Source organism: Halococcus agarilyticus (genome assembly GCF_000334895.1).
GTDB classification, from domain to species: Archaea; Halobacteriota; Halobacteria; order Halobacteriales; family Halococcaceae; genus Halococcus; species Halococcus agarilyticus.
In genome coordinates, this window is record NZ_BAFM01000031.1 from 1 (window position 1) to 26,391 (window position 26,391).

Here is a 26,391-nt window from a genome sequence, read left to right on the forward strand (position 1 = left end):
TTTTAACGTTTTTTTTTTCAGTCGGCTTTTCTGGTTCGGTAGTAGAAGGTTTAAGTGGGTTCAAATCCGGCCACTCAGTCCGCTCAGCGGTTCAGTATGCGATCGTGTACAAATGTATGCTAACAAATAACGTTCAATGAGCTATTACGTATTCACTGTAGAGAGTTGCATGAGCGATACTACAATTCGAGTGGATCGATCCACACTGACCGACCTCGAATCGTACAAGATTGATAACTACCGGACCTCGCGTGTCCCGAACGATGTGGTCATCTCAAACATGATCGAGGATCTTCGAGAGGGCAACGAGGACCAGAACCGTAGTTAAGTAGCCTGTCTGCGGAAATATCGAGATTCTCCGTCATATATTGGAAATTGTTCGGTATGAGGTGTTGATTTCTGCCGTTATTACTGTCGCAAATGTCCAGATGCCAATCAAAGATTGCTGAAGAACGAAGAGAGATCGCCCGAGAACAAGCCGGTGCTCAGTGTCAGTACTGTGAGATGGACCATCACACACACGAACAGGTATTCAAGTCGGCGCTGAGGGCGGTTCCCATCTACCCGGAAGAAGTTCAAGACCGCCCTGAAGACGCCTACTTGCCGGAGAACGTCATAGTACTGTGTGCCCGGCACTGTGGACTCCTGGAGTCGAACCTTACCAGTCCTCTTGAACTACTGGGTTACGCTGGCAGTGATACTCAGCTTCCGCCAGAGACGTTGCCCGAGACTCGGCAGTACGAGGATCAATCGTACACTAAGGGAACCTCTGAGCACGCTCAAGGTCGTCAGTACGCGCTTGATCGAGACGACTGGACGTGCCGGTGCTGCGGGATGAACCGACGAGAGCATCAGGCACTACACAACGAGTCGATCCATACACATCACATGGCCCCGTTACACTCGTTCGACGGTGATGAGGAACAGTTCCATAGTCCGTTCAACCTTATCACGGTGTGCCAGGACTGCCATTCGATTCTGGAATGGTACTTTCCGTCGGTGGACTCCCAGGTAGAGTTCTGCTCCCGGAACGAGGGTGAACCTCTACTGGTGGACGTGATTGAGTTCGTGGAACAGAAGCTCGGTGTTCCACACGAAGACAGGCTTCACGCACAGATTATTGAGCGGTACGACAGTCGGCAGGCTACCTTCGACTCGAACGTCGGTTCCGGATTCTGACGAAGATCTAAATCTCTGTAGGTGCTTTATTGCTGTGAAAATTGAGGTCCGTTCAGAACAGGCCTTAGTCGTCGCTCAAGGCCTTGTTCATGATTCGCTCGCGCTGGTCCATCCGTTCAGACTCGTCACGCTCGTCGTAGTACCTCTCCATCGTGTCTACCGTCATGTCGATCCTATCGCCCAGAATGTCATCTGGTAGGTCGTCATAGGCCCTCATTCGACTCACGAACGCGTGTCTTGCCGAATGCGGTGAATGAGTTTCAGGACACTTCTGCCGTTCTCTGTAGGCAGTGAACGGACAGTCCTTGCCGTCTTCGGTGTGGTCGCATTCCTCACCAAGTCGTTTCGAATGCGTGATACCGTACATCCGATTACGCATTGTTCCCTTAACCATCCTGCCGTTTTGGGTGGTAATCAACGGTTTTCTGCCGTGCTCGTCCTCCACATCGGTGCGACAGTCGTCCAAGTAGTCCTCCACGACCTTCTGTATGTTTTCAACCTGGATACCGAGTATGACGTTCCTCTCGCCCTTCCGCTGGCGTTTGAGCTTCGTATCTGTGTCTGGTCGGTGCTCCAGTTCGACGTACATCCTACCGTCATCACGGTATTTGAGGTCGTCTACGTCGATGCTGTGGATCGCGCCGATCCGGCATCCCATGTCGCTCAGAAGCGCGAACAGGACGTGATCGAGGCTCGCGTACTCGTATTTGTTCAAGTAATCCAGGATACGATCCGCTCGTTCCGGATCAAGGTCTCTGTCGTCCGCCTTCTCGTCTTCTGGTTCGACTGATGGGATCTGGATCTGGTCAGACACACCGATCGGCACGGAATCGTTGTCTTCGCAGTATTTCACGAACACGCGGAACGTCTTCAGCTGGTTTGATAACGTTACCAGTGCGATCCCACTGTTCTTCTTTCGGTGGCGACGATAGTCGTTTGCCTTCCGACCAGTCAGCTCAGTGAGGTCATCGAAACCAGTTTCTTCACACCACTCCAGAAATCGCTCCAATCGGTACTGGTGGTTGATTAAGGTATCGTGAACGACATCATCTTCCTCGTCTGAGAGGAATCGTTCGACCTCGTTACGTGGATCTATCGGTCCTTTGACTGTCATTGTGATTCTCCTGTGTCATGCCCATAATCGCACGAAGGCGCTGGGTTGTATTGTTGTTGTACATGGTCTGTTTCCGTACTACATGTACGTGCTGAGACCCTATAAAACTTGGGTGCATAATCGTCTATCCAATCATTAGTAATGGTAATCAGAGCGGTGGAAACCCGCCCGAACCCATCTCCTGGCGGCGCGACGCGGCGAGCGAAGCGAGTCATTGACCAAGAATAGGTGAGAAGTCACTGAGAAGCGGACAAGATTGAGTGAGTACCTGTACAAATGAGTCGATTTTCAACAGATAGTGAATCTGTTGCTAGGACGATGCCGACATCAATCACCACTGACAACTTCATAATCATAAACTAAAGGCTTCAATTTAGCCTCCCCGAAGAACTCGGGTAATCCAAACTCGCTGAGCGGAATTTTAGGAACAATTGCAATTCTTAACGGTGAAGGGGACTGCAACATGCTCTGCGAATTGGATGTCTCTATCGGTAGATTTGTAGCAAGAGAGTTGATTGACGTGAGGGACCCATCCCTACCAATAATTGTACTGTTCGTATCATCAGGTCTGCTTACGGATGAGAAAAAATCCGTTTCATTGACTTGTAGCTCTTGAAAGACAGAAAATTGCGAGTTATCTATGCTAATCCATTCTCCGCAATATATCACTAATGTATACTTCAGCCACTCATCTAACGATTTTCTTACTCGAATTCCCAAGTTCGGCAAGTCGCTGTACAATATAGAATCCCCCGGCCTGATTATATTCTCACCTGCGCTTGTGGAAGTGTCATTCGCTATATTCTCGTTGTATATATGAAATCTCATTTCAGGGTTGTACACATGCTTGAGTAGCAACTTCATCCAAAATGGTGATGTTCCAGTAAGCGCTGCGAGAGAAAGCACCAGCGAAAGGATCACAAGAGCATTCATATCTCCCAGCGTATTTTGGCCACTACCTCTCGAATAATATCTCTTGTGCATGCTCCGCTGTGTTTGTCGGCAGATTTCGTGGCGATACAGTTCTCGCTATATAGCGTGTGATGTTCACACATTCTATTGCAGTTAGGTGACAGTCGCTTTCGGTTCCTTTCCGTACACTCAATTAAGTTATAAACATTATCGGATGTGGACCACTCAGACCTAATTTTCTGGCGCGCAACACGACGAGCGAAGCGAGCCGTCAGCGCCGTCGAAGTGGTGACGGCGGATGTGAAGCAGGGGTCGAAGCGAAACGACCGTGGTTCACATCCGGCCGAGCCCCTTTCGAATCGATTTCCCGAAATGTACCCACCAGAACAGGGGTAAACGGACGAGGTGCGACCTCGAGGGTGATGCCACGAGTAGTTGGAGGCCGCACCTCAAGTCGTGTTATAGGCGTTCCGAGGAGATAAGCGTAGCGCCGTACATTCCGAATGAGGGCAGAAATCGGACAAGCGTTGGGGGTTTCACCACAACCACGGACGAGAAGCCACGGAATCCCACAGTCAGCGTGGCGTGAAATCGGTCCGGGAGAGGTGACAAACGGTGGGATCGTCGCACTTCGGCTCAGCGATGCCGACAGTCGTGGACTCGTGCGGATCGAGGCTGAGCAGTTCGTCGTCGGCTTTCAGCCCACAGTCGTCGGCGCGGCAGTCGAGACGTTCGCGATGGCCTCGTCGTACCACGCCGGGCGTTCGACGATCGTGTTTCCGAGATCGGTGTAGCGGACTCGGTCGTGGACGCGAACGGGGACGCCGTTCAGCGTCGCCCCGTAGCGCAGACGGTACTCGCGGACGAGTCCGCGCGAGTCGATCACCGCTCGCAGCGTGACGTTGCGTGGGTTCCGCCACAGGCTCTCGAACATGGCCGGGTTCGTCACCTCGGTCGCCACGACGCGATAGACGTCTCTTCCGTTTCGCTGTCCCCGAGCGACGACGCGGGTTTCGACCGAACTGAGCGGTCCCGCGACGAACTCGTCGTGGGTTCCGCGCCGGAAGTAGCCACGTCTTCGAGCCGCGTACGAGGTGGTGTCGTTGCTGGTTCGGGCGACGAGAACGCGCTGGCCGTTCGACCAGACCGAGAAATCACCCGGTCCGTACGCTGATCTCCCCGACGTGTTCACCGTCTTGTAGATCGGGCTGCCGTTCGCCGCGTGCTGTGTCCGGATGGTGTCGTGGTCGTAGACCGTTCCGTTCGCGTATCTCACCGTGACGTTTCTGCGGAGCGTGTGCGACGTGTTTTCGAGAACGGCTGCGTGTGCCTCGCCGAGCGCGAACGCGTCCGTGATTCCCTTCCCGGTGAGGCCTGGCGCGAGCTGCGGAACGGGGGTCGAGGTCGGCTCGTCGGTCGGAACGGCCGCCGGCGTGAGCGTCGGTTCGGGCGTTTCCTCGCCGCCGGGCGCGATGCCGTTACAGCCCGCGAGAACGAGCGACAGGGATGGATGCGACCGCCGTCGTCCGGAGGAAACGCGTTTCAGCGCCGCATGAACGACGAAAGCCGATCGGTGAGGCCGCCGCCACCGAGTTTGAGGTAGTACGCCGCACCGCCGTCCTCGTAGTAGTTGTCGATGCGGCGTTTGATCTCGAAGCCGATGTGTTCGTAGAAGTCGATGGCAGCCTCGTTGGTCGCGCGGGCGTGACAGGTCACGGCGTCGTGTTCGTCGGCGACGGTCGCCATGAGCTGTCGGCCGAACCCCTCGCCGCGATGGGTGGGATCGACCGCGAGGAAGAGCACGTAGCCGTCGCGCCGGACGGCGGCGAACCCGATGAGATCATCGGCCTCCGAGCCGCGTCCACCGCCGCGGACGCCCGCGAACAGAAGGTGAACGGTCGCCCGGCGGTAGGCGTTAGTGAAAAAGCCGCGGCGCTGCTTGAGCACGTCGTCCTCGCGGCGGATGCGCTCCTTCAGCTCCCACGCGTCGTCGACGTGCTCGTCGCTGCCCGCCTCGACGACGCGTTTCGTGACATCGACGCTCACTGCCGACCGATAGCGCGTGCATCGATATAATTCCACCGCCCGCGCATGCACAACGCTTTCTGGGAGGGGGAATCAGGCGAGAGTATGTCCGATGTGGATGCCCGCGGAACGGCCCCACCGGGGGCGAACGCGGGAGTTCGCGAAACGCTTCGGGAGTGGGTGATCACCGGGGCCGCGCTCACGATCCCGTTTCTCATCACCGTGATGGTGCTCGCGTTCGTTCTGAACTTCGTCAGCGACCTCCTCACACCCGTCGTCGACGTCGCCCGGTACTTCGGGCTCGTCGGCCCGACGGTGGAGATGGCGCGCTCGCTCGGACTCGGGCCGGAGTTCGGGTCCGTTCTCATCGAACTCGGCACGGTTCTCGTGTTGTTGCTGGTCGTTCTCGCCGTGGGGATCGTCGCGAACCACACCTCCTCCGATCGCGAGTTCTCGAAGCTCTTTCACACCGCGATGGAGGCGATTCCGGGGGTCGGCTCGGTCTACACCAGCTTCCGTCGGATGAGCGACGTCCTGATCGAAAGCGACACCTCGAGCTTTCAGGAGGTCAAACTCATCCAGTTCCCCAACGAGGGAACCTACTCCTTCGCGTTCGTGACCGCCGAGCCGCCCGATACGCTCGACGACGCCGCCGAGCACGACGACCTCCGGACGCTGTTCATGCCGCTCGCGCCGAACCCCGTGATGGGGGGGTTTCTGATCCACGTTCCGGCGGATCGGGTCTACGACGTGGATCTCACCGTCGAGGAGGCCGTCAGCGCCATCGTCACCAGCGGGGTGGCGATCGGCGACACCGACGACGCCACGAGCCTCTCGGCCGACGAGCTCGCCGCACTCGGACGGTACGGCGGTGCCGAGGGGGCCGGCGATGCCGACGCTGCCGGCGACGGGGCGGCCGGACCGGACGGCGTGAAGGCGACCAACACCGAGGAGGCGATCGTGGGAGCGACGGACGGCACCGAGCCGGAGGGTGGCGACGCCGACGACCGCACCTCGTCGGCGGACGAGTCGTGAGCTTCGAACTCCGCGAGCACACCGCCGACGTCGCGGTCGCCGCCGACGGTGCCAGCCTCGACGCGGCCTTCGCCGCGGTCGCCGACGGGCTGGCGGCGGCGATGTGCGAGGCGATCCCGCGGGACGGCGGCGAGCACTTCGAGGTGACTGCGGCGGCGGAAAACCGTGAGGCGCTGCTCTACGAGTATCTCGCCGAGCTCATCTACCAGCGCGACGTGCGGAGCGTCCTCCCGGTCGACAACCAGACGACGATCCGACACGACGACGGGGCGCAGGGGGAGGACGCCTGGCAGCTCAACGCGAGCGCGCGCGGCGTCCCGCTCGAAACGATCGACGCACGGGAGGTGAAGGCCGTGACGTACTCCGAGATGGCGATCGAGCGGACCGCCGACGGCTGGCGGGCCTACGTCGTCTTCGACGTCTAATGGGGGAGACGAAACCTATTCCGGGGGCGATGGAGTAGGTCGCGTATGGACACCTACGACGCCGACGGGATCACGCTCGAACGCGTGGAAGAACACGTCTGGGAGATCCCCCAGGAGGGCGAGATGAACGCGCCCGCACGGGTGCTCGCGAGCGAGGCGCTGCTGGACGAGATTTCGGACGACATGACGCTCGAACAGCTGAAGAACTCGACGCACCTGCCCGGCGTGGAGAAGTACGCGATCTGTATGCCCGACGGTCATCAGGGCTACGGATTTCCTGTGGGTGGGGTCGCGGGCATCGACGCCGAGAACGGGTGTATCTCGCCGGGTGCCGTCGGCTTCGACATCAACTGCGGCGTCCGGATGATGACGACAAACCTCACCTACGAGGACATCGAGGGCCACGAGGAGGAGCTGGTCGAGTCGCTGTTCGCGAACATCCCCTCGGGACTCGGCGGTGGCGGCGTCGTCGAGTCGGGCGTCGACACCGTGGAGGCCATCCTCGAACGGGGGATGGACTGGGCGCTGGAGGAGGGCTACGCCGTCGCGGACGATCTCGCACACTGTGAGGACGAGGGCCGCCGGCCGGACGCCGATCCAGGCGTGGTTTCACAGAAGGCGAAGGATCGTGGGAAGAATCAGATCGGAAGCCTCGGCTCGGGTAACCACTTCCTCGAAGTCCAGCGCGTGACCGACGTCTTCCGGGCAGACGTGGCGGACGCCTACGGCCTCACCGAGGAGCAGATCGTGGTGTTGATCCACTGCGGGAGCCGGGGGCTGGGCCACCAGGTCTGTACCGAGTACACCCGCGAGGTCGAGCAGGCTCATCCGGGGCTGCTCGATCGACTCCCGGACAAGGAGCTCGCGGCCGCGCCCGCCGGGAGCCAGCTCGCCGAGGAGTACTACGGTGCGATGTGTGCGGCGATCAACTACGCGTGGGTCAACCGTCAGCTCATCATGCACCGCACTCGGCAGGTGTTCGAGCGCGTCTTCGACCGTTCGTGGGAGGAGATGGAGATGGACCTGCTGTACGACGTCGCGCACAACATCGCGAAGAAGGAGGTCCACGACGTAGGGGGCGAGGACAGCGAGGAAGAACGCGAACTCTACGTCCACCGGAAGGGCGCGACGCGGGCGTTCCCGGCCGGTCGGCAGGAAGTTCCGAGCGCGTACCGTGACGTTGGCCAGCCCGTCATCATCCCCGGAAGCATGGGCGCGGGGAGCTACGTCCTCCGCGGCGGCGAGGCCTCGCTCGAAACCACGTTCGGCTCGACGGCCCACGGCGCGGGTCGGACGATGAGCCGGACTCAGGCGAAAGACGAGTTCTGGGGCGAGGACGTTCAAGACGAACTTCAAGAGCAGAAGGTGTACGTGAAGGCCCAGAGCGGCGCGACGGTGGCCGAGGAGGCGCCCGGCGTCTACAAGGACGTCGACGAGGTGGTGCGGGTCTCCGACGAGCTGGGGATCGGCGACACGGTCGCGCGGACGTTCCCCGTCTGCAACATCAAGGGCTGACTCAGAGGAAGTCGAGCGAAACGTCAGCCGGCGTCGTTCGTGCGTCGACTTCGCGACCCTCGTCGTATTTCACGAAGTTCAGGTGAAACACCTCGCCACAGCCCTCCCCCTCCGTCTCGCTCGCCCCACAGACGATCTCGACGCCGTCGCTCTCCTCGAACTCCTCGTATGGGGCGGCGTACTCCCAACCGTCGAGCGCGAACGGCGTCACCGACTTGTCGGCGAGGGCGGCGTCGCGGTCGAGGGTGACGACCGCATCGCAGCGCGGACAGGTGTACCGGACGGCGACCATACCGACCGGAAGGGGTCGATCGCATATAGCTCCGGTGTCCCCGGAGTAGCGGTGCGGTTGCGGGGGTACGGCAGCGGGCTTGGCGTCCTGCGCTCGCTCTGCGAACGCAGAGCTCAGGAGAGGTTGCTCTCCTGGTGGATGAAGGGCGAGGTCACGAACGGAGTGAGTGATCGAGGGCTTCGGCGGTGCGGGGGCCGGGGCGGTCGCGGAGAGCGTCAGCGATCCAACTGCGAGCGAACGCAGTGAGCGAGCGGGAGTTTTTGATGCACCGGAAGAGCGAAGCTCTTCCGAGCCTTGCTTCGCTCAGCAAGACACGTTTTTGCGAGGGGTTGAGCGCGAGCGAAGCGAGCGCGATTTCCCGAAGTAAAAAGGTGCTGGTGCAATGAAAAAGGACTTACCGGGCCGCCGAGTGTGAAAGCGCATGCAGGCTATCGTGCTCGCCGGCGGCTATGCGACGCGGCTCTGGCCGATCACGAAACATCGGCCGAAGATGTTTCTCCCGGTGGGCGAGACGGTGATCATCGACCGGATCTTCGAGGAGCTGGAATCAGACGAGCGCATCGACGAGGTGTACGTCAGCACGAACGAACGCTTCGCGGACGACTTCGAGGCGCATCTCGCCGCGAGCGACTTCTCGAAACCACAGCTCAGCGTCGAGGACACCTCCGGCGAGTCGGAGAAGTTCGGGGTCGTCGGCGCGCTCGCCCAGCTCGTCGAGCGCGAGGGAATCGACGACGACCTCCTCGTGATCGCGGGCGACAACCTCATCAGTTTCTCGCTCAGCGACTTCATCAGCGATTTCGAGGCGCGTGATGCCCCGACGATCGCGGCCTACGACATCGGCTCGCGCGAGCGTGCCACCTCGTACGGTCTCCTCGAACTCGACGGTGATCGGGTGGTCGACTTCGAGGAGAAACCAGAGGATCCGCCGAGCACGCTGGTCTCGATCGCGTGTTATGCCTTCCCGGCGGACGCAATCGCCTTCGACGAGTATCTCGCGGGCGACAACAACCCCGACGAGCCGGGCTGGTTCGTCCAGTGGCTCCAGACGAAGCGCCCGGTCTACGCCTACACATTCGACGGCGCGTGGTTCGACATCGGCACCGCCGAGGGCTACCTCGAAACCGTCGCATGGGCGCTCGACGGCGAGACTGCGATCGAACCCGGTGCGACCGTCGAGAACAGCGAGATCGGCGACGACGTCCACGTGATGGACGGTGCGACGATCGAGAACGCGACCGTCGAGCGATCGGTGGTCTTCCCCGATGCCAGCATCGAGGACGCGACCGTCACCGACTCGGTCGTGGACGAGGAGGCCAGCGTCGCCGGCACCGACCTCGGCGGCTCGCTCGTCGGCGCACACACGAAGCTCTCGAACGGCAAGGACTGATCGGCCCGTCGACGACGATCGCACGACCGGAACGACGTATCGGGTCGGAACGTTCTTCACCGCCGTCGCGTAACCGTCAGCGATGCCATCGCGAGCGAAGCAAGTCGTCGCGGTGCTGCTCGGACTCGTGCTCGTCGGGTTCGGCGTTCACTACGTGCTGTTCGGCTCGCTCCCCATCGGCACGCCACAACTCCTCGAAGACGAGCCCGAATAACGTTCTCCGGCCGGCAGTTATCGGGGTTCGAGCCACGCATCGGTGATTCGAAGTCTCCCGCGAACACCGTCCCACTCGGTCTCGCAGTCGAGTTCGAGCCGCCGGTCCATGTGTGGGCCGGCAGTGACGAGCGTCTCGAACTCGCCACCCTCGCCGAGGACGTGAACGCCGTACTCGTCGTTGAGGGCTTCGAGTTCGTCGAACGCGGCGGCGTCGAGCGTGCGGCCGAGCCACGACTCGTCGAGGCCGCGAGCGGCGACCGCGATCACGCGGATCTCGAACCCCGCGTCCAGCATGTCGTCGGCGAGCGTGCGTGGATCGCGCCCCCAGAGCGGGGCGAACAGGTCGACACCGAGTCGATCGCAGAGCGCCTCGATCCGACTCGTCTGAAACTCGCTCTCGACCGCGCCCGCGATCACACCCGCGAGACCGCCGTCGATCTCACGATCGAGATCGCGGAGCGTGCGTTCGAGCGGTTCGATCTCGGCGTCGCCGCGCGCGCCCGAGTCGGTGTGGCCGGCTCCCGCCGCGTCGAGATCGACCTCGACGAGATCGATTCCGATGGTCTCGGCGGCGAGGCCGGCGAGGTCGGTCGCCGGGACGTGGTACATGTACGACTCGGACTCGGCGTGAACGGTCACCAGGCGGGCGACCGGGAGTCCGCGGCAGAGCGCACGGTACAGCGCCCACGAGGAGTCCTTCCCGCCGGAGAACAGGCTCACCCACACACCGTCGGTCATGCGTTCGCTATTGCGACAGGGGGTTTATCGGCTGTGATCGATCCGCCAGACAGCACGCAGGCGATCTCGTTTGTGACCGGTATCGTCTTCTCGGGGAGCACTCCGATCGAGAGACCCGAAAATTAACCATCCCACGCGAGCTACGGGGGACAATGGGCCGACAGCGCTCGGGGAAGCGGACGTGGCTCGCGGTCGCGCTGGCGCTGCTCTATCCGGGAGCCGGCCATCTCTACCTCCGCGAGGGGCTCCGCGCACTGCTGTGGTTCGGGCTCGTGTTCGCGACCACCCTCCTCTCGATTCCCACCTCGGCGATCCCCGACTCCGGCGAGCTCTCGATCGAGACGATCACGGCGGCCAGCCAGGCGCTGCCGACGGCGGCCAGCGTCGCCATCGTCGTCCTGTCCGTACTCAGTACGATCGATGCCTACCGGCTCGCGCGCCAGCGCAACGGTCGCGTGGACGCGGCGACGACGCCGGCCGACGAGCCCGACACCGGCGGGGACTGCCCACACTGTGGTCGCGAGGCCGACACGGAGTTCGAGTTCTGTCAGTGGTGTGGCGAGCCGCTCGACGCGGCCGGTTCGTAGCTCCCGCCGACGGGCGTGCGCGGGATAGAAGACTGTGGGGGCCCGATGGTTCGTATGGGATACGCCTGTCCGGTCTGTGAGACGCCCCAGGCCGACGCACGCCACCTCGCCAACCACCTCGCGTTCACCGCGCTGCTCGGCGACGACGACCACGAGGCGTGGCTCGACGAGCACGCGCCCGACTGGGCCGACGCCGGCGAGGACGACCTCGCCGACCGCGTCACCGAGTACGCCGAGTCGGCCGAGTTCCCCCAGGTCTTCGAGGACACCACCGGCCACGACCACCGCGCGGGCGACAACCCCCGACCGGGCGAACTCTTCGAGGAGGGAAGCGCCGAGGAAGAGCTATCACGAACCCGAGGGCCAGGCGCGCACGGCGGTGCGGAGCTCGACGCCGAGACCGCCGCAGCCGTCGAGGAGGCCCGCGAGATGGCGAGGCGAGCGAACGGGGACGACGCCGCGGACGGTGACGACACGACCGAGGACGACGCGACCGACGGAAGCGACACGGTCGGGGACGCCGACGGGGCCGGTGACGGCGACGACACGGCCGACGGAGACGAAAACGGGTAACTGTTCGCCGGTCGAACCGCTGCCATGCACACCGAAGGGCGGTTCTCGCCGACGACGGCTGCGGAGGCCGAAGAGCGGTTCGACGCGCTCGGAACGACCGCACAGACCGTGGTCCGGGAGATGGCGACCGCGATGGAGTTCACGAAGGACGAATACGACGAGCGCGTGACGAGCGAGGTGATAGAGCGCGCGCGGAACGCGCTGTTCGCCGCGTCGCTCGCGGTGCAGGTCGGCTCGCGCGAGGAGTTCGACGACTGGTGTGAGAACCACCCCGAGTACGAGGTCACGGTCGCGGGCAACGAGAACGTCGATCGCGTGGCGTGGCACGCCGCCCCGTTCGCCGATCGTGCCGTGGCCGCGACGTTCGCGGAGGAGGAGCGCGCGGCGGTCGAGACGCTGCGCCGCCAGGCGTTCGGGCGACTCTACCGCGACCGATTCTGATTCGGTCGTCCGAACTCGGCGACCACCGGAGCGCCACCGTTTAGCGCCCCGCGAGCGCAGGGAGTGCATGACCGAGCGCGAGCACGACCACGATTGGTCGGTCGTCGAGTCCGTCGCGGAGTACGAAACCGGATGGTACACCGGCGGGTACGATCTGGTCGAACAGCCCGACGGCAGCACGAAGAAGTACTACTGGGCCGCGCTCCCGCCGGCGGTCGTCGTGGTCGCGCTCGCCGGCGACGAGATCGTGTTCGTCGACCAGTACCGCCCGGCGATCGGCGAGCAATGCCTCGAACTCCCGGCAGGGATCGTCGAGGACGGCGAGTCCGCGAGCATGGCGGCGGCGCGCGAACTCCGCGAGGAGACCGGGTTCGATCCCGCCGGCGTCTCGATCCTGGAGGACTTTTGGGTCGCGACGGGCGTGCTCCGCCATCGTCGGGCGATCGCGTTCGCCGAGGGGCTCGAACCCGTCGATCGGAATCTCGACGACAACGAATTTCTGACGGTGACGTCGATCCCGGTCGACGAGGCGCTCGCGGTGGCGCGCTCCGAACCCGCCAACGACGCCACGATCGAGGGACTCCTGCTCGCGCGCGAAGCGGGACTGTTGTGATGGCCGCACCGTGGGAGCGGGACGACCCCGCCTGGCCGGTCCACGACGCGGTCGTCGCGTGGGAGACCCCCTTCTTCGAGGCGGGCTACGACGTGGTCGAGCGTCCCGACGGCGAGCGCGCGAACTACTACTGGCTGTCCCCCTCGAACGCGGCGATCGTCCTCGCGGTCGCGGACGACGACGAACTCGTGCTCGTCGAACAGTACCGCCCGCGACTCCGGGCGCACACGATCGGACTCCCAGCGGGTGGGATCGAGGACGACGAGGAGCCGGCGGAAGCCGCACGCCGCGAACTTCGCGAGGAGACGGGGTATCGTGCGGGAGAGCTCTCACACGTCGAATCCTACGTCCCCTCCGGGTGGACCAGGTACGTCCGCCACGTCTTCCTCGCCACGGACGTCGAACGGGGCACGCCGGCACCCGACAACGGCGAGTTCGTCGAAACGACGACGGCCCCGGTCGAGGAGGTCCTCGACGTCGTCCGTTCGCGCGACGCCGCCAACGGACTCGCGCTCACGCCGCTCTTGCTCGCGCGCGAGGACGGACTGCTCTGAGCGTGCAAGCGCGCCACCGGGTTCGGTAGGTGTTTAGGGCGCGACGGCCAACAGCGTGCATCGATGGACGAGGAAATCTCGCCCGACGAACTCGACGCGCTCCGCGACACCGGCGAGCCGGTGCGGATCGTCGACATCCGGACGGCGGCGGCGTTCTCGCGCGGCCACATCCCCGACAGCGAGAACGTCCCCTTCGAAGAACTCCCGCAGCGAGTCGAGGAGTTCGACGACGCCGAGCGGATCGTGACGGTCTGCCCGCACGGCAAGGCGAGCCTCAAGGCCGCGTGGCTCTTCCAGTCCGCCGAGAGCACCGACGACGCCACGATCCAGAGCCTCGCCGGCGGTCTCGACGCGTGGGACGGCGATCTCGAAGCGGCTGTCGACGATGGAGCAGCGACCGGCGGTGCGACGACCGCCGACGAAACCGCCACCGACGCCCCGTTTTAGCGATGGCCAGTCCGCGATCTCACTCGTCGGAGTCGGGTAGCGGTCGAAGCACGCCGTACCAGAGCCGGTAAGCGGTCGCTCCAACGCTTCCGCCGATCGAGAAGCTGTGAGACTCACCTCCAGACTGAGGGATCACCTTCAAAACGAGAGCAGACTGAATCCCCGAGAGAAGCGCACGACGCCAGCGACTCGTTCGGATGGCTCCGAAGTCGTGATCGTAGGCCCAATAATACGCGGCTTGGTATCCCACCCCGGCGATGAACCACTGTGGGACTATCGAGAGTGACTCGTCGTCGCCGAGGGCACGACGCCATCGATAGACGTACCGATACATGATCGGGAGCAGGAGCACGTTACTGAGAAAGGAGAGACGCGCCTTCGTTCGACGACTGAGCATATCTCTCGTTCCGCTTCCGTGAACATAATTGTTTGGCTACACTCCATCCCCGCTGTCGCCACTCTGGGTTGGCGGTCGCGGTGTGGCTGCGGTGGCGGTGCGGGCCTGGCGTCCTGCGGTCGCGGAGCGACCGCAGGGCTCAGGAGAGCTCTGCTCTCCTGGCGGATGAAGGGCGAGCGAACGGAGTGAGTGAGGGCTTCGGCGGTGCTGTGCAGTGTGGTAGTGGAAAGCGCCAGCAGTTGTACCGCGAGCGAAGTGAGCGAGCGGGAGTTTTTGATGAACCTTTTTGCAAGCGGGGGTGGGCGAGCGACCACCGGGAGCGAGCGAACCCCGCAGTAAAAAGGTTCTCAGGCGACGTTGTAGCCCTTGTCGCGCAGGAAGTCCTCGACGCGACCGGTGTGATTGCCCTGGAGTTCGATCGAGTCGTCCTCGATGGTGCCCCCGCAGGCGAACTTCGATTTCAGGTCCGAGGACAGACTGCTCATGTCCACGTCGCGCGGATCGAACCCTTCGATGATCGTTACCTCCTTTCCGTAGCGGCGCTCGTCGATGCGGATCGTGATCTGCTGGGACTCTCTGGCCACGTCTTCGCAGACGCAGAGTTCCTCGGGCAGCCCGCACGTCGAGCAGACTTCCGACATTACACCGGAACGTATGGTATCACCATATTAAATACTGTCGGGACCCGTCGCGGAGCGGATTGTCGGGCCGTCGGCGATCACGACCGCCGGAGGCGACGGACGAGGGGCGTGCGCTCGCGGACGAGGTCGCCGACGAGTTCGGCCGCCTCGTCGGCCTCGGCCTGGGTCGCCGAGCCGGCGTAGCGGGCGCGTTCGAACAGTTCTCCGACGCGCGTGGCGCGGTCGTCCGCCCCGACGGCGGCGAGGTACTTCCGGGGCGTCTCGCCCGGCCGCCGCGGACGGTGACGCCGTTCGAGCAGGTATTCGAGCCGCTCGAACGCGTGCTCGATCTCGGCGGCGGGCGCGTCGTCGGGACGGTGGCGCAGCCAGAGCTCGCGGTAGGTGCGTTCCGCCACGCCGCTCCGGCGCGCGCCCGCGGCGAGCCCCGCGAGCGCCACGAGACCGAACGCCCACTGCTCGCGCGTCGGCGACGGGAGCTCCGGGCCCGACGAGCCGTCGTCGGTGACCGTTCCGCTCGCCCCCGGAGCGGGTCCCTGGGCGATCGGTGGACGGGTGAGCGTTCCGTTCGTGTCGGCGGCCTCGTCCGTGACGATCCCCTGGAGGCCGCGTTGGCCGTCAGGGGCGACGTCCGCGGAGTCGTTCTCCCCGCCCCCGATCGGCGTCGCGGTCGGTGTCGGCGTCCACTCGCCCCCTTCGGAGGCGTTGGTGTCGACGTTGGTGGCGTTGCCCGCGCGGGCGTCTTCGAGCGAGGACTCCTCGACTGCGGTGCGCGGGCCGCCCGGCGTCGGGTCGAACTCGACCCAGCCGGTCTCGGGGAAGTAGACCTCGACCCACGCGTGGCTGTCGTAGCCACGGACGACCCACTCGTCCTCCGCGACGCGCTGGCCGTCGGTGTAGCCCGTCACGAACCGTGCCGGGATGTCCTGCGAGCGGAGCATCGTGACCATCGTGGTCGCGAAGTAGACGCAGTACCCCCGATCCATCTCGAAGAGGAAGGCGTCGGCGATGTTGCCGTCGGGGCGGTCGACGTCGAGCGAGTAGTTCTTCGCCCCTTCGAGCCACCGCTCGACGGTACGGGCGGTGTCGTAGGGGTTGTCGGCGTTCGCCGTGATCCGCGCGGTCCGTCGCTCGACCCGGTCGGGCGTGCTGCCGGGGAGACCGGTGTAGCGCTCCACGAGCCCGTCGGGGTACTCCCGACCCGCCGTGCGGAGTTCGTCCGGCGTGGCGGCCGGCTGCCGGCTCGTCACCGAATAGGTGTCGCCCGGTGCGAGCTCGTCGTCGGGCTGGAGCCCGTCGAGACTGGTCACCGTCGCGCCCTCGGCCGCCGGCCCCTCGACGTCGACCGGCTTCCACGCCGTGAGGAGGAGGTTCAGGTTCGTCTCGGCCTCGAACGTCTGTTCGATCGTCGTCGCGTTCCCCGGTGGCCCCGCGAGCGAGCCGTCGAGCCGTTGGCTGTCGCCGGTCCGGACCCAGCCATCGCCGGTGTAGCGGTCGTAGGCCGCCGCGCGCCAGTAGCTCCCCCGATCGCTCTCGACGGTGAAGCGGAGCTCGGGCGAGAGCGAGATCGAGCCCTGGATCCCCACGCGGTCGCCGGCCGCGAGCAGGCTGCCCTCGACGGTGCTCGCGCCACCACCGCCGCCACCGCCCGAGGGCACCAGCGACTCCGACGCACCGCTGGGGACGACGCTCACGAGCGGCGCGATCACGATCATCGCCGCGAGCACGACCACGAGCACCTCGGCGTGGCCCGATCGGCCGTCGTAACTGTCGAGTTCGCCGAAGCCGACGACGCCCGCCACGCCGACGACGCCGGCGAGCACCACGATCACGCCCGCATCGCCCGTGAGCACGAAGAACCCGAGCGTCGCGCCGCCGACGACCGCCGCGGCGACGTACCGTCGGCGGAGCGCGAAGTACCACGTGAGGAAGGTCGGCGCGGGCGCGATTCCGGCGACCCAGATCCCGGCCTCCGTGATCTGGAGGATCGAGAGGCCAGTGAGAAGCGCGAGCACGTCGGCGCGCACCGCGCCGAGCGACCGGAGCAGGAGTTCGCCGTTCGGCACCGCGAGGACGTAGCTCCAGAGCCCGACCGCCAAGAGCGCCGCCGCGATCACGAGCGCCGCCACGGCGGGCAGGAAGCGCGCGAGCAGCGTCGCCGCGACGAAGCTCGCGGCCACGAACAGGAGGAGTCGATCGCTCCCACCGGCCACGTCGGTCACCTCGAAACAGACGAACAGGAACGGAGCGATCAGGAGCGCCGCCGCGGCGAGTGCGAGCCCGCGCCGCGCGCCACCGGCGAGCCACGACGATCGATCCGTCAGGACGGAGCGGGCGGTCGTGCTCACGATCGCTGCCCCCCATCGGCGGCCGCGCGCGACGGTCGTGCGCCTGTCAGCCGGTCGAACGGCGTCTCGCGATCCTCGACCGTCACCCGGGTGCCGCCCGCGTCGGCGAACACGTGGACGTCGGCGTCGGGGTCGTCGGCCCGGCCGGGCCCGGCGCGCGCGAGCGTGCGCAGCACTCGCTCGCGCTGTGGCTCGCCGCCCGCACGCTCGATCCGCCCGCCAGGGTAGGTCAGCCCGACCGCGAGTCCCGCGTCGAGGAGGTGGGTGACGACGCTCGCCGCCGCCGACGCCATCGCGTCGTCGTAGCCCGCCACCGCCTCGGCGACGACGGTGACGCCGGTCGCGTCGGCCGTGCTGTCGAACTCCATCACCACGAGGTCGTCGCGTTTCGCGCTCGATTTCCAATGCACGTCCCGAAGACTGTCGCCCGGGACGTACTCACGGAGTTCGTCGAACGCCTCGCGGTCGTCGAACGGGTCGTGGCCGCCGAACCTCCCCTCGACGCCCGCGAGCCGGTAGCACTCGGGGTAGACGAGCACCGGCGTCCGCTTCGCGTACGTGAACTCCTTCGTGAACAGCCCGAGAACGTCGGTCACGGCGAGCGTGAGCGGTCCCAGTCGGTACTCGCCGCGCTCTTCGAGTTCGACGTCGTACTCGACGGTCGTCGGCAGCGCGCGTTTCGTGGGCGAGAAATCGGTTCCGAGGTCGTCGTCGACCGTCTCCTCGATCCGTGCGGTCAGCGCGCTATCGGCGTCGATCTCGATCGCGATGGTTCGAGAGTCGCCGGGGAACCCGGCCGTCGGCTGGCGTCGATCGATCGTCGGCCGGTCGGCGAGCCGGAGCTGGATCGCGCCGGCGGCGAGCGCCACCAGGCCGGGGACGACGACCGCGTTGAGCGAGCGCGCGCCGAACGCCCCCGCGAGCCAGAAGCCGAGGGTGCAGACGCCCGCGAGCGCGATCGCGCGGCGGGTAGGTCTCATTCGACCCGGACCGCCGACAGCGCCGCCCGGACGACATCCTTACCGGTCCGGTCGGCCCCCGACGCCGGCCGGACTCGGTGGGCGAGCGTCACTTCCGCCTCGTGCTGGACGTCGTCGGGGATCACGTATCCACGGCCGTCGAGCGCGGCTCTGGCCTGTGCTGCCCGGAGGAGCGCGAGCGATCCCCGGGGACTGACGCCGAGCTCGGCGCGCTCGCGGGTGTGGTTGGCGAGCCGCGTGACGTACTGGCGGATCGGTCCCTCGACGGTGATTTCGCCGACCGCTGCGCGCGCGCCCCGGAGCCGATCGAGGCTGGCGACCGGTTCGAGGCGGTCGATCGGGTGGGTTCCCACCGTTCGATCGAGCATCGCCGACTCGGCGTCGGGCTCGGGGTAGCCGAGTTCGAGGCGTTTCATGAATCGGTCGACCTCGGCGACCGGGAGCTCGTAGGTCCGATTCCGCTCGATGGCGTTCTGGGTCGCGATCACGGTGAAGGGCTGTTCGAGCGCGTGGGTGGTGCCGTCGACGGTGACCTGGGTCTCCTCCATCGCTTCGAGGAGCGCGCTCTGGGTCTTCGGGGGCGCACGATTGATCTCATCACCAAGCACCACGTTGGCGAAGATCGGACCGGGACGGAAGTCGAACTCCCGGGTCTTCTGGTTGAACACGTTCGTCCCTGTGACGTCCGAGGGGAGCAGGTCGGGCGTGAACTGCACACGGGAGAAGGAGCTCTCGAACGAGCGCGCGATCGCCCGCGCGAGCATCGTCTTGCCGACGCCGGGTACGTCCTCCAGCAGGACGTGCCCACGGCCCAACATTGCGGTCACGATGTGTTCGATCGCGTCGTGACTGCCGACGATCACCTGCTCGGTGTTCTGGATGACGGTTCGGGCGAGGTCGCCGACCTCGTCGATCGACAGCCGACGTGGGGTTTCTGGATGGGTCGCCTCGACTCGGCCGGGCTCTGTATCGGTGTTCGCATCCGTCATGGATTGTAGGCTGGCGTGGTCGACGGGCCGACGACCGGGATCACCCGCCGATCCGTCCTCTCGGCTGGTTGTGGGGCCGAACGCTTGTAACCTTACTGTTCGCATGTGAACGTCGCACAACCCCGAGGTGCGGGGTTCCGTGCCGTCGCCGGGACACCGTTTCGCACCGGCGAGGATCGGGCTCACCTTCGGGCGGAGTCCGGAAAGCGGATATAGCGGGTTCGTCTACCCCACGTTCGATGGGGCTCTCCGACGAGGCGACGGCCCGTCTGGAAGACGTGGTCGCCCTCCAGCCGACGAAGAACGCCGAACTCGCCGAACGATGGGGGATGGACGGCGGCAGCGAGGTCCACCAGTACCTCGAAAGTGAACTCGCCGATCACTACTACCGCGACGAGAACAGCCTGATCCGCGCGACCGCCGACGCCGCGACGCTGGTCGGCGAAGAACCGGAAGAAGACGGCCCGCGAACCGTCCGCGTCCCTGCCCTCCAACATCGGGCGTTCGGGGTCGTCGCCGACCACGACGAGCGCGCCGAGAGCGTGGTCTCGGTGCTCCACAAGCTCCGCGAGGCCGACGCAGGTGATACGGACGGAGCAGACGGACAGGCAAATATCGACATCAACGATCTCACCGCCGACGACGTTCGCTCGGCGCTCCGCGGGCTCGAACGTCGGGGCGTCGTCGAGGTGGTCCAGCGGACGGTACCGACCTTTCGGCTCGCGATCGAACGTGACGCGGTTTCTGTCGAAGCGATCGACGACGAGTAGTCACTCCAGCGCGTCGGGTCGTCGTCGCTCGCGTCGCCGCGCCAGCAACCGCTTCACGGCGCTGCCTGGTCCTCCCTCGATCGGCCAGGCCTTCGAGCGCCAGTTCGGGGGTTCGGGTTCGAACTTCCGACACGACCCCGCACACTCGGCCGCGGTCTGGCGGCGCTCCTTCGCCACACACCACGGCAGCACGTCCCGACTCCCGTCGCGCGCGTCGCGACGAAGCTCGAAATGGCGACAGTCGGGTCGCATCGTATCGACGTACGACCGCCAGCCGCGCTCGTACGCGCGCTCGGCGATCGCGAGCCGCTTCTCTCGTTTCCACTCGGGGTTCGCGTACTCGAAACGCGCGGCCGACCGGTCGTGAGTCCCACCTGTGGGTCGATCGAGAATCCGCGTCCCTGGCTCGTCGACCGCGAGCGTTCGCGGGTGCCACGCGACGCTCGCGTCGTCGATGCCGCCCGGCTCGTCGCCAGGCGAACCGTCACCGAGAACCAGCACGCCCGCCTCGACTGGGAAATCTTCGAGCAGAACGGGTTCGATGGATTCGTCGGTCGCCGCGGTCGCGACCCAGACCTCGTCGGCGAGGCCGAGCGCGACGTCGTGTTCGATCTGGCCCGCGAGGGCGCGCGCGGCGCTCGCGGTGAGATCGGGTTTGTTCTCGACCGCGATCACGCGCTCGATCCAGTCTGGGTACGCCCACTTTCGTCGGAGTTCGATCCGGTTGCCGCGCTGTCTGGTTTCGAGAATTCCGCGATCGGCCGCGCGGTGGACGGCCTCACGGACGTACCGCCAGGGATACTCGGGCTCGGGGAGCGCGTCGCGGTACCACGTCCACTCGGCGGGTGCGTGCCGAACGACACCGAGGAGGTCCGAATCGAGTCGCTGGGAACCGAATCGGGCGCGCGCTGCGAGCGCGTCGGTGTCGGCCTCGACGATCACGGTGTCCCACCGTCGGTGTTTCGTGCCGAGCTGGCGCGCGACGATTGCGGTGGTATCGGGGTCGTGCGTGTCGCCCGGCGGCCAGTTGCGCTCGGCCCAGGCACACACTCGGAGTTCGAACTCGAACTCGCTGTCGGCGCTCTGCGTCACTTGGGACGTTCCGTCGTGTGGTGACTAAGCCGTTCGGTTCCTGTGGCCCATCACCAACAATTGCTCCGTCTCGAATCGCCTTGGCCGGCCCTATCGATTCGACGATGGAGTCGGGCTCTTCCCGGACGAATCCGGTACAAATGAGAACCGCAGGCCACACCCTCCCCAACCGATTCGCTCGCTTCGCTCGCTCATCCCTCGCGCGAGTCGCGCGTCTACCGACGCGCTCCCGCGCGCCACCGCACCAAAACCAAAGATGCAGTCGACAAACGGGTGGTCAGTACTCCTCGTCGTCGAGGAAGCGGTGGGCCTCCCGGAGGATGTCGCGCGGGCCGTCCTGCGTGATGGTGTTGATGGCCTGCTCGTAGTCGCGCCACTGGTGGTCGCGGTGTTCGTGCGAAAGCTCGGCGCTCGCTTCCTCGGATTCGGCGATGAACAGGTGGACGGTCTTGTGGATCGTCTCGCCGCCCGCCTGGAACACGTAGCTGTACTCGCGGCGAAAGCCGTTGAGGAGCCGGAAATCGGTGATCCCGGCCTCCTCGCCGACCTCGCGGATCGCGGTCTGTTGGAGTTCTTCGCTCCCTTCGACGCCGCCTTTGGGGAACTCCCAGTCCCCGGGGCGGCTCTTGAGGAGCAGGTACTCGCGGCGGCCCCTCGTATCCCGGAAGAGGATAGCCCCCGCACTGATCGCTTCGACTGCCATTGCTTGCTATACACGGCCGGCGTTTAATTGGTTACTGCTTCGTCGCGCCGATGGAATCCTGCAGTGCTTTTCTGCGAGTGTGTCGATCGAGGCGGGAAGATGTCGAACGGGAACTGTGGGTTTTTACCCGCGGACTGGCGAGTGACGGGACACGATCACCATGCCTTTCGTCACGAAACTCAGACTCACGAGCGGCGACCGGGGGGCGCTCGATCGGGAGATCGCCGACATCAAGGCGGCCGCCGCGCGCAAGGGCGTGGAGTTCAACGGTCCCCACCCGGATCCACCCGCAGAGCGCCGGGTCCCCCAGTCGAAACACCTCTCGGCCCGCGGCGGTCGCTTCGAGAACTGGACGTACACCGTCTACGCCCGTTCGATCGAGATCGTCGGTCACGACGAGTTCGCCCGATCGGTCGCGGACGGGTTCCCCGCCGGGATCCACGCCGAAGTCGAGATCGATCAGGTCCGGTCGGCGGGATCGAGCTGACGACCGCGACGAGCAGGCGTGGGGGAAACGACAGGTCAGAGAACATCGCGATCGCGGAAGTAGAGCAGCCCGGCGATCGGGGCGAGAACCGTCCACGCGAGGAGGACGACCGCGGCGAACCAGTGGGAGGTCGCGATCGTCTCCACCGCCGGCTCGGACGGCGAGAACGGACCTGCCATCGTTCCAGGCGTCGAGATGAGCGGGTGGCCGTACTCGAACTCCGCGAACAGCGTCGTGAGCTTCACGTAGGCGTTGATCGGGTTGGTCCGCCCGACCCAGAAGAACCACTCCGGGCGAGGGAACGGATCCTCCAATCCCTGGAGCCCGAGAAGCTGGATGGCGGGCCACCCGACCCGAAAGACGACGAACGCTGCGATCACCACCGCGACCGAACGGTTCGAGGTGTCGGCGTACGCGGAGGCCGAGAGTCCGATCCCGACGAACAGGAGTGCGTACGGGATCGACACGGTCGTGAGCCCGACGATCCCCAGCACGGAGCCGTCCGCGAACGTGAGTCCCACGACGACGGCGGTGAGACAGAGCCCCACGGCGAGCGGGACGAGCACGACCGCCGCCCGACTCAGATACTTGCCGGCGTAGGCGTCGGTGCGGGAGTTCGGCAGCCCGAGGAGAAAGCGGACGCTGCCGGTCTCGCGCTCGCCGACCAGGGCGGCGTAGCTGCCGACGAGCGCGACTAGCGGGAGCAGAACGGAGAGCGCGCTTCCGACGCTGACGACCGCGAGCTGCATCTCCGGTCGCGCGGCCTCGGCGGGACGCAAACCCGCGACCAGGAAGGTCACCCCCACTGCGATCACCGTGAACGCGAGGACCGTGATCGCGATCGATCGTGGACTGCCGACGAACACGAGCGCGAGAAGCACCACGATCGTGAGAAGCGCGCCGATCCCCCCGAGCACCGCGGTGTCCTCCGCGAGCGCGAACAGCCCGACCGCGACGACCGTGCTCAGCGCGAGGATCGCCGCGACCGCGGTCCCGGTCCGCGAGCGGTACACGCTCCGGAGGTCCCGCCGGAACACGTCGCGCCAGGTCACGCCTTCCCCTCCGTGTACTGCGAGAACACGTCGTCGAGCGATGCCTCGCGCACCGTGAAGTCCCGATAGACGCCCGCGTCGGCCGCCGCGTTCAGCACACAGCGCTTGGTATCGCCGTGACCGTCGCACGCGACCGCGACGGTGCCGTTGCGCGCGGTCACGTCGGAGACGCCGTCGAGAACTCGGAGCCGATCGTGGAGTTCGTCGGTCGCGTTCGTCACGTCGAGTTCCACCGTCGTTCCCGTTCCGAGTCGCTCGCGGAGCTCCCTGACGCCGCCGACCGCTTCGAGCTCGCCGCCGCGGAGGATGGCGATCCGGTCGGCGACCGCCTCGACCTGTTCGAGGATGTGGCTCGAAAAGAACACGGTCGCGCCGCGGTCGGCCTCCGCCGTGACGACCTCGCGGAGCCGGCGCGCGCCGTTCGGGTCGAGTCCCGTCGAGGGCTCGTCGAGAACGAGGAGGTCGGGCCGGCCGACGAGCGCGACCGCGATCGCCATCCGCTGGCGCATCCCCTTCGAGTAGCCGCCGGCGCGGCGGTCGGCGGCCTCCGTGAGTCCGACGCGTTCGAGCAGTTCGAGGGGGTCGTCGTCGGCGTCCTTGGTCGCGATGGCGTGCTCGACGTGCTCGCGCCCGGTGAGTCGGGGGTACGCGCCGTAGCCTTCGAGGAGAAGTCCGGCCCGGCGACGGACCGCGACCGACTCCTCGTGGGCGTCGTGACCGAAGACCCGAACCGAGCCGCTGCTGGGCGTCGTGAAGTCGAGCATGGCGTTGATCGTGGTCGACTTGCCCGCGCCGTTCGGTCCTAAAAACCCGAACACTTCGCCGGACTCGACCGACAGCGACAGACCGTCGACGGCTGTCACGTCGCCGTAGCGTTTGGTGAGCCTGTCTATCTCGATAGCTGACATGGGGACCGTGTGGATGCGGCGGTGGGTGTGTCATAAGTCTTCTCCACCGCCTCGTCGAGCGAACGAAAGGGGTTTCGACGACTGTCCGACCAGCGTTCGCGGGCGAAGCGGGTTCCTGCCGCCCGACAGTATAACTGCGCGGCGCGTGTCGGGCCGCCATGCAGCAGACCAGACACGACGCGTTGGTCGACCTCCGGCGTGACCTCCACCGCCACCCCGAACCCGCGTGGCGCGAGTTCTACACCACCTCGCGGATCGTCGACGAGTGCGAACGGATCGGCGTCGACGAGCTTCTGGTCGGGCCGGAGGTGCTCGCCGACGGCGAGCGGAACGCGGTCCCGGACGACGGCGAACTCCGGCGCTGGCACGACCGCGCCCGCGAGGTCGGCGCGCGGGAGGACGTGCTCGAACGAACAGAGGGAGGCTACACCGGAGCCATCGCCGTCCTCGAACGAGGTGAGGGACCCACCGTGGGACTCCGAGTCGACATCGACGGACTGCTCCGCGAGGAGGCCACCGACGACGACCACGCGCCGGTGCGGGAGGGCTTTCGCTCGGAGACTGACGGAATGCACGCCTGCGGGCACGACGCCCACGCGACCATCGGGATCGGGGTGCTCGAAGCCATTGCCGAGCAAAGCTCAGCAGGCAATCAGAACTCGAAGAGTTCTGATGACGTGAAGGAGAGCGACTTCGCGGGCACCCTGAAGGTGTTCTTCCAGCCGGGCGAGGAGATGGTCGCGGGCGGCAAGCCGATGGCGAAGAGCGGCCATCTCGACGACGTCGACGCCCTCCTCGCCGTTCACGTCGGGCTCGATCACCCCACCGGCGAGGTCGTCGCCGGCGTGGGGGGGTTCCTCGCCGTACATCACTTCCGCGCGGATTTCGAAGGGGTGCCAGCCCACGCCGGCGGCAAGCCGAACGAGGGCGAGAACGCGGTTCAGGCGATGGCGACCGCCATTCAAAATCTCTACGCGATCCCGCGCCACGACGACGGCTCCACCCGAGTCAATGCCGGAATGGTCGGCGGCGGCACCGCGACCAACATCATCCCCGAGGCGGCGTTCATCGAGGGCGAGGTCCGGGGCGAGACCACCGAGCTGATGGAGTACACCCGCGAGCGCGCCGAGCGCGTCCTCGATCACGCTGCGGGGATGCACGGCTGCTCGGTCGATCTCTCGACGGTCGGCGAGGCCCCGAGCGCGACGAGCGATCAAGAACTCGTCGACGTCGTGCTCGACGCCGCGACCCGTAACGACGCGGTCGACACCCCGACCGAGCGCGACGACCTCGGCGGGAGCGAGGACGCGACCTACCTGATGCAGCGCGTTCAAGAAAACGGCGGCCACGCGGCCTACGTCGGCGTCGGCACCGACCATCCCGGCGGCCACCACACCGCGACGTTCGACGTCGACGAGGAGTCGATCGCGATCGGGGTCGACGTGCTCACCGACTCGATCCTGGGGATCGCCGAGCAGGATCCGTAGACGGTCCGAATCCACGGCTTCGATCGAAGGATAGTAACGATGCTGTGGCAGTGACCGTTGTTTGGTCGACTTTCCTCATTGCTTCTGTATCAAAGATTATCACGGAGGGACGCGTGGCGTCAATATGGAGCATCGCGTCGATCGAAAAATCGTCGGCATGGGGGCAATGATCGCAGTCTCGTCCATCGGTCTCGGTCTCATGATGGGCACAACGATGGGATTCCCGGCCGAATACTGGTGGGTCGGCGTTACCGTCGCCATCGCGACAGGCGTCCTGAGCGCGGCGGCGGAGCGCAGTCGTGCCGGCCTGTGGGCAGCGACTGTCGTCGCTCTCGCCGGCATCGCCGCGCTCGGCGTAGTAGGGGCCAGCAACACGTTCGTCCCCAGTGTCATCGCGATCGTGATGATCGGCCTCGGCGTTGGTACCGCCTGTAATCGGTTCGTCTTCGGCGTCCTCGTCCGATACCGAGGCGTATCGTGACGT

30 protein-coding genes are annotated in these 26,391 nt (G+C 65.5%); 16 read left to right on the plus strand and 14 right to left on the minus strand.

The annotated features are described in order from the left end of the window. Positions 1–504 precede the first annotated feature (504 nt). Positions 505–1,179, plus strand: coding sequence for an HNH endonuclease (locus TX76_RS17815; RefSeq protein WP_195156086.1), 675 nt, complete (start codon positions 505–507; stop codon positions 1,177–1,179). 64 nt (positions 1,180–1,243) lie between these two features. Here TX76_RS17815 and TX76_RS16250 read toward each other — a convergent pair whose 3' ends face one another. From TX76_RS16250 to TX76_RS16260, 4 genes are all read right to left on the minus strand, one after another. Continuing rightward, on the minus strand, positions 1,244–2,293 hold the full coding sequence (locus TX76_RS16250; RefSeq protein WP_049903950.1) for a tyrosine-type recombinase/integrase: 1,050 nt from the start codon (positions 2,291–2,293) through the stop codon (positions 1,244–1,246). 327 nt (positions 2,294–2,620) lie between these two features. Further along, positions 2,621–3,277 carry a hypothetical protein gene (locus TX76_RS17820; protein WP_154019125.1) on the minus strand — a complete coding sequence of 219 codons (657 nt, stop codon included), beginning with the start codon at positions 3,275–3,277 and terminating at the stop codon, positions 2,621–2,623. A gap of 625 nt (positions 3,278–3,902) precedes the next feature. Beyond that, positions 3,903–4,481, minus strand: a complete 579-nt coding sequence (locus tag TX76_RS16255; protein ID WP_228842422.1) for a hypothetical protein — start codon at positions 4,479–4,481, stop codon at positions 3,903–3,905. Positions 4,482–4,747: 266 nt separating this feature from the next. After that, a complete protein-coding gene (locus TX76_RS16260; RefSeq protein ID WP_049903953.1) occupies positions 4,748–5,251 on the minus strand; it encodes a GNAT family N-acetyltransferase in 504 nt (167 codons plus the stop codon). Between the two features lie 84 nt (positions 5,252–5,335). On the opposite strand from TX76_RS16260, the gene TX76_RS16265 reads away from it, so the two are divergent. Genes TX76_RS16265 through TX76_RS16275 form a run of 3 tightly spaced genes read left to right on the plus strand, consistent with a single transcriptional unit; the run spans position 5,336 to position 8,205 of the window. Then, positions 5,336–6,265, plus strand: a complete 930-nt coding sequence (locus TX76_RS16265) for a DUF502 domain-containing protein (RefSeq protein ID WP_049903955.1) — start codon at positions 5,336–5,338, stop codon at positions 6,263–6,265. After that, positions 6,262–6,690, plus strand: coding sequence for an archease (locus TX76_RS16270; RefSeq protein WP_049903957.1), 429 nt, complete (start codon positions 6,262–6,264; stop codon positions 6,688–6,690). The genes TX76_RS16265 and TX76_RS16270 overlap by 4 nt, the downstream gene beginning before the upstream one ends. Before the next feature lie 45 nt (positions 6,691–6,735). Then, on the plus strand, positions 6,736–8,205 hold the full coding sequence (locus tag TX76_RS16275; RefSeq protein ID WP_049903959.1) for an RtcB family protein: 1,470 nt from the start codon (positions 6,736–6,738) through the stop codon (positions 8,203–8,205). A gap of 1 nt (position 8,206) precedes the next feature. Here the strand turns inward: TX76_RS16275 and TX76_RS16280 are convergent, their stop codons facing one another. Next, positions 8,207–8,497, minus strand: a complete 291-nt coding sequence (locus tag TX76_RS16280) for a hypothetical protein (protein ID WP_049903961.1) — start codon at positions 8,495–8,497, stop codon at positions 8,207–8,209. Between the two features lie 421 nt (positions 8,498–8,918). Between TX76_RS16280 and TX76_RS16285 the strand changes: the two genes are divergently transcribed. Together TX76_RS16285 and TX76_RS18555 are read left to right on the plus strand one after the other, a co-directional pair. Beyond that, complete coding sequence (locus tag TX76_RS16285) at positions 8,919–9,887, plus strand: sugar phosphate nucleotidyltransferase (protein ID WP_049903963.1); 969 nt, start codon at positions 8,919–8,921, stop codon at positions 9,885–9,887. A gap of 82 nt (positions 9,888–9,969) precedes the next feature. Beyond that, positions 9,970–10,101, plus strand: coding sequence for a hypothetical protein (locus TX76_RS18555; protein WP_267462374.1), 132 nt, complete (start codon positions 9,970–9,972; stop codon positions 10,099–10,101). A 17-nt stretch (positions 10,102–10,118) separates the two neighbouring features. On the opposite strand, the gene TX76_RS16290 is transcribed toward TX76_RS18555, so the two are convergent. Beyond that, complete coding sequence (locus TX76_RS16290) at positions 10,119–10,841, minus strand: diphthine--ammonia ligase (protein WP_049903965.1); 723 nt, start codon at positions 10,839–10,841, stop codon at positions 10,119–10,121. 152 nt (positions 10,842–10,993) lie between these two features. Here TX76_RS16290 and TX76_RS16295 point away from each other — a divergent pair, with 152 nt between their 5' ends. From TX76_RS16295 to TX76_RS16320, 6 genes are all read left to right on the plus strand, one after another. Further along, entirely contained in the window at positions 10,994–11,428 is a 435-nt protein-coding gene (locus tag TX76_RS16295; protein ID WP_049903967.1) for a zinc ribbon domain-containing protein, read from the plus strand. Positions 11,429–11,482: 54 nt separating this feature from the next. Next, positions 11,483–12,001, plus strand: a complete 519-nt coding sequence (locus tag TX76_RS16300; RefSeq protein ID WP_049903969.1) for a DUF5810 domain-containing protein — start codon at positions 11,483–11,485, stop codon at positions 11,999–12,001. A 24-nt stretch (positions 12,002–12,025) separates the two neighbouring features. After that, complete coding sequence (locus tag TX76_RS16305) at positions 12,026–12,442, plus strand: DUF5809 family protein (protein WP_049903972.1); 417 nt, start codon at positions 12,026–12,028, stop codon at positions 12,440–12,442. A gap of 67 nt (positions 12,443–12,509) precedes the next feature. Continuing rightward, entirely contained in the window at positions 12,510–13,055 is a 546-nt protein-coding gene (locus tag TX76_RS16310) for an NUDIX hydrolase (RefSeq protein WP_049903974.1), read from the plus strand. After that, positions 13,055–13,609: an NUDIX hydrolase gene (locus TX76_RS16315; protein WP_049903976.1), complete on the plus strand. Its 555-nt coding sequence runs from the start codon at positions 13,055–13,057 to the stop codon at positions 13,607–13,609. The genes TX76_RS16310 and TX76_RS16315 overlap by 1 nt, the downstream gene beginning before the upstream one ends. Positions 13,610–13,672: 63 nt before the next feature. After that, the gene (locus TX76_RS16320; protein WP_049903978.1) at positions 13,673–14,056 is read left to right on the plus strand and encodes a rhodanese-like domain-containing protein; all 384 of its coding nucleotides are present in this window, start codon (positions 13,673–13,675) and stop codon (positions 14,054–14,056) included. 744 nt (positions 14,057–14,800) lie between these two features. On the opposite strand, the gene yciH is transcribed toward TX76_RS16320, so the two are convergent. From yciH to TX76_RS16345, 4 genes are all read right to left on the minus strand, one after another. Next, positions 14,801–15,094: a stress response translation initiation inhibitor YciH gene (yciH, locus tag TX76_RS16330; RefSeq protein WP_049903981.1), complete on the minus strand. Its 294-nt coding sequence runs from the start codon at positions 15,092–15,094 to the stop codon at positions 14,801–14,803. Positions 15,095–15,171: 77 nt separating this feature from the next. Then, positions 15,172–17,439 (minus strand): transglutaminase TgpA family protein, encoded by a 2,268-nt coding sequence (locus TX76_RS16335; RefSeq protein WP_049903983.1) that lies wholly within the window; start codon positions 17,437–17,439, stop codon positions 15,172–15,174. After that, positions 17,436–18,419: a DUF58 domain-containing protein gene (locus TX76_RS16340; protein WP_049903986.1), complete on the minus strand. Its 984-nt coding sequence runs from the start codon at positions 18,417–18,419 to the stop codon at positions 17,436–17,438. The genes TX76_RS16335 and TX76_RS16340 overlap by 4 nt, the downstream gene beginning before the upstream one ends. Beyond that, on the minus strand, positions 18,416–19,408 hold the full coding sequence (locus TX76_RS16345) for an AAA family ATPase (protein WP_049903987.1): 993 nt from the start codon (positions 19,406–19,408) through the stop codon (positions 18,416–18,418). The genes TX76_RS16340 and TX76_RS16345 overlap by 4 nt, the downstream gene beginning before the upstream one ends. Before the next feature lie 239 nt (positions 19,409–19,647). Between TX76_RS16345 and TX76_RS16350 the strand changes: the two genes are divergently transcribed. Further along, entirely contained in the window at positions 19,648–20,178 is a 531-nt protein-coding gene (locus tag TX76_RS16350; RefSeq protein WP_049903988.1) for a DUF5797 family protein, read from the plus strand. Here TX76_RS16350 and TX76_RS16355 read toward each other — a convergent pair whose 3' ends face one another. After that, positions 20,179–21,270, minus strand: coding sequence for a DUF5787 family protein (locus tag TX76_RS16355; protein ID WP_049903990.1), 1,092 nt, complete (start codon positions 21,268–21,270; stop codon positions 20,179–20,181). It lies immediately after the preceding gene. A 277-nt stretch (positions 21,271–21,547) separates the two neighbouring features. Continuing rightward, entirely contained in the window at positions 21,548–21,973 is a 426-nt protein-coding gene (locus TX76_RS16360) for a bis(5'-nucleosyl)-tetraphosphatase (RefSeq protein ID WP_049903992.1), read from the minus strand. Positions 21,974–22,133: 160 nt separating this feature from the next. Here TX76_RS16360 and TX76_RS16365 point away from each other — a divergent pair, with 160 nt between their 5' ends. Beyond that, positions 22,134–22,460 (plus strand): uS10/mL48 family ribosomal protein, encoded by a 327-nt coding sequence (locus TX76_RS16365; protein WP_049903994.1) that lies wholly within the window; start codon positions 22,134–22,136, stop codon positions 22,458–22,460. 35 nt (positions 22,461–22,495) lie between these two features. On the opposite strand, the gene TX76_RS16370 is transcribed toward TX76_RS16365, so the two are convergent. Next, complete coding sequence (locus tag TX76_RS16370; protein ID WP_049903995.1) at positions 22,496–23,512, minus strand: ABC transporter permease subunit; 1,017 nt, start codon at positions 23,510–23,512, stop codon at positions 22,496–22,498. Beyond that, entirely contained in the window at positions 23,509–24,420 is a 912-nt protein-coding gene (locus TX76_RS16375) for an ABC transporter ATP-binding protein (protein WP_049903997.1), read from the minus strand. The genes TX76_RS16370 and TX76_RS16375 overlap by 4 nt, the downstream gene beginning before the upstream one ends. Before the next feature lie 158 nt (positions 24,421–24,578). Between TX76_RS16375 and TX76_RS16380 the strand changes: the two genes are divergently transcribed. Next, entirely contained in the window at positions 24,579–25,907 is a 1,329-nt protein-coding gene (locus TX76_RS16380) for an amidohydrolase (protein WP_049903998.1), read from the plus strand. A gap of 61 nt (positions 25,908–25,968) precedes the next feature. Continuing rightward, the gene (locus TX76_RS16385; protein ID WP_154019127.1) at positions 25,969–26,388 is read left to right on the plus strand and encodes a hypothetical protein; all 420 of its coding nucleotides are present in this window, start codon (positions 25,969–25,971) and stop codon (positions 26,386–26,388) included. The last annotated feature ends 3 nt before the right edge of the window (positions 26,389–26,391 follow it).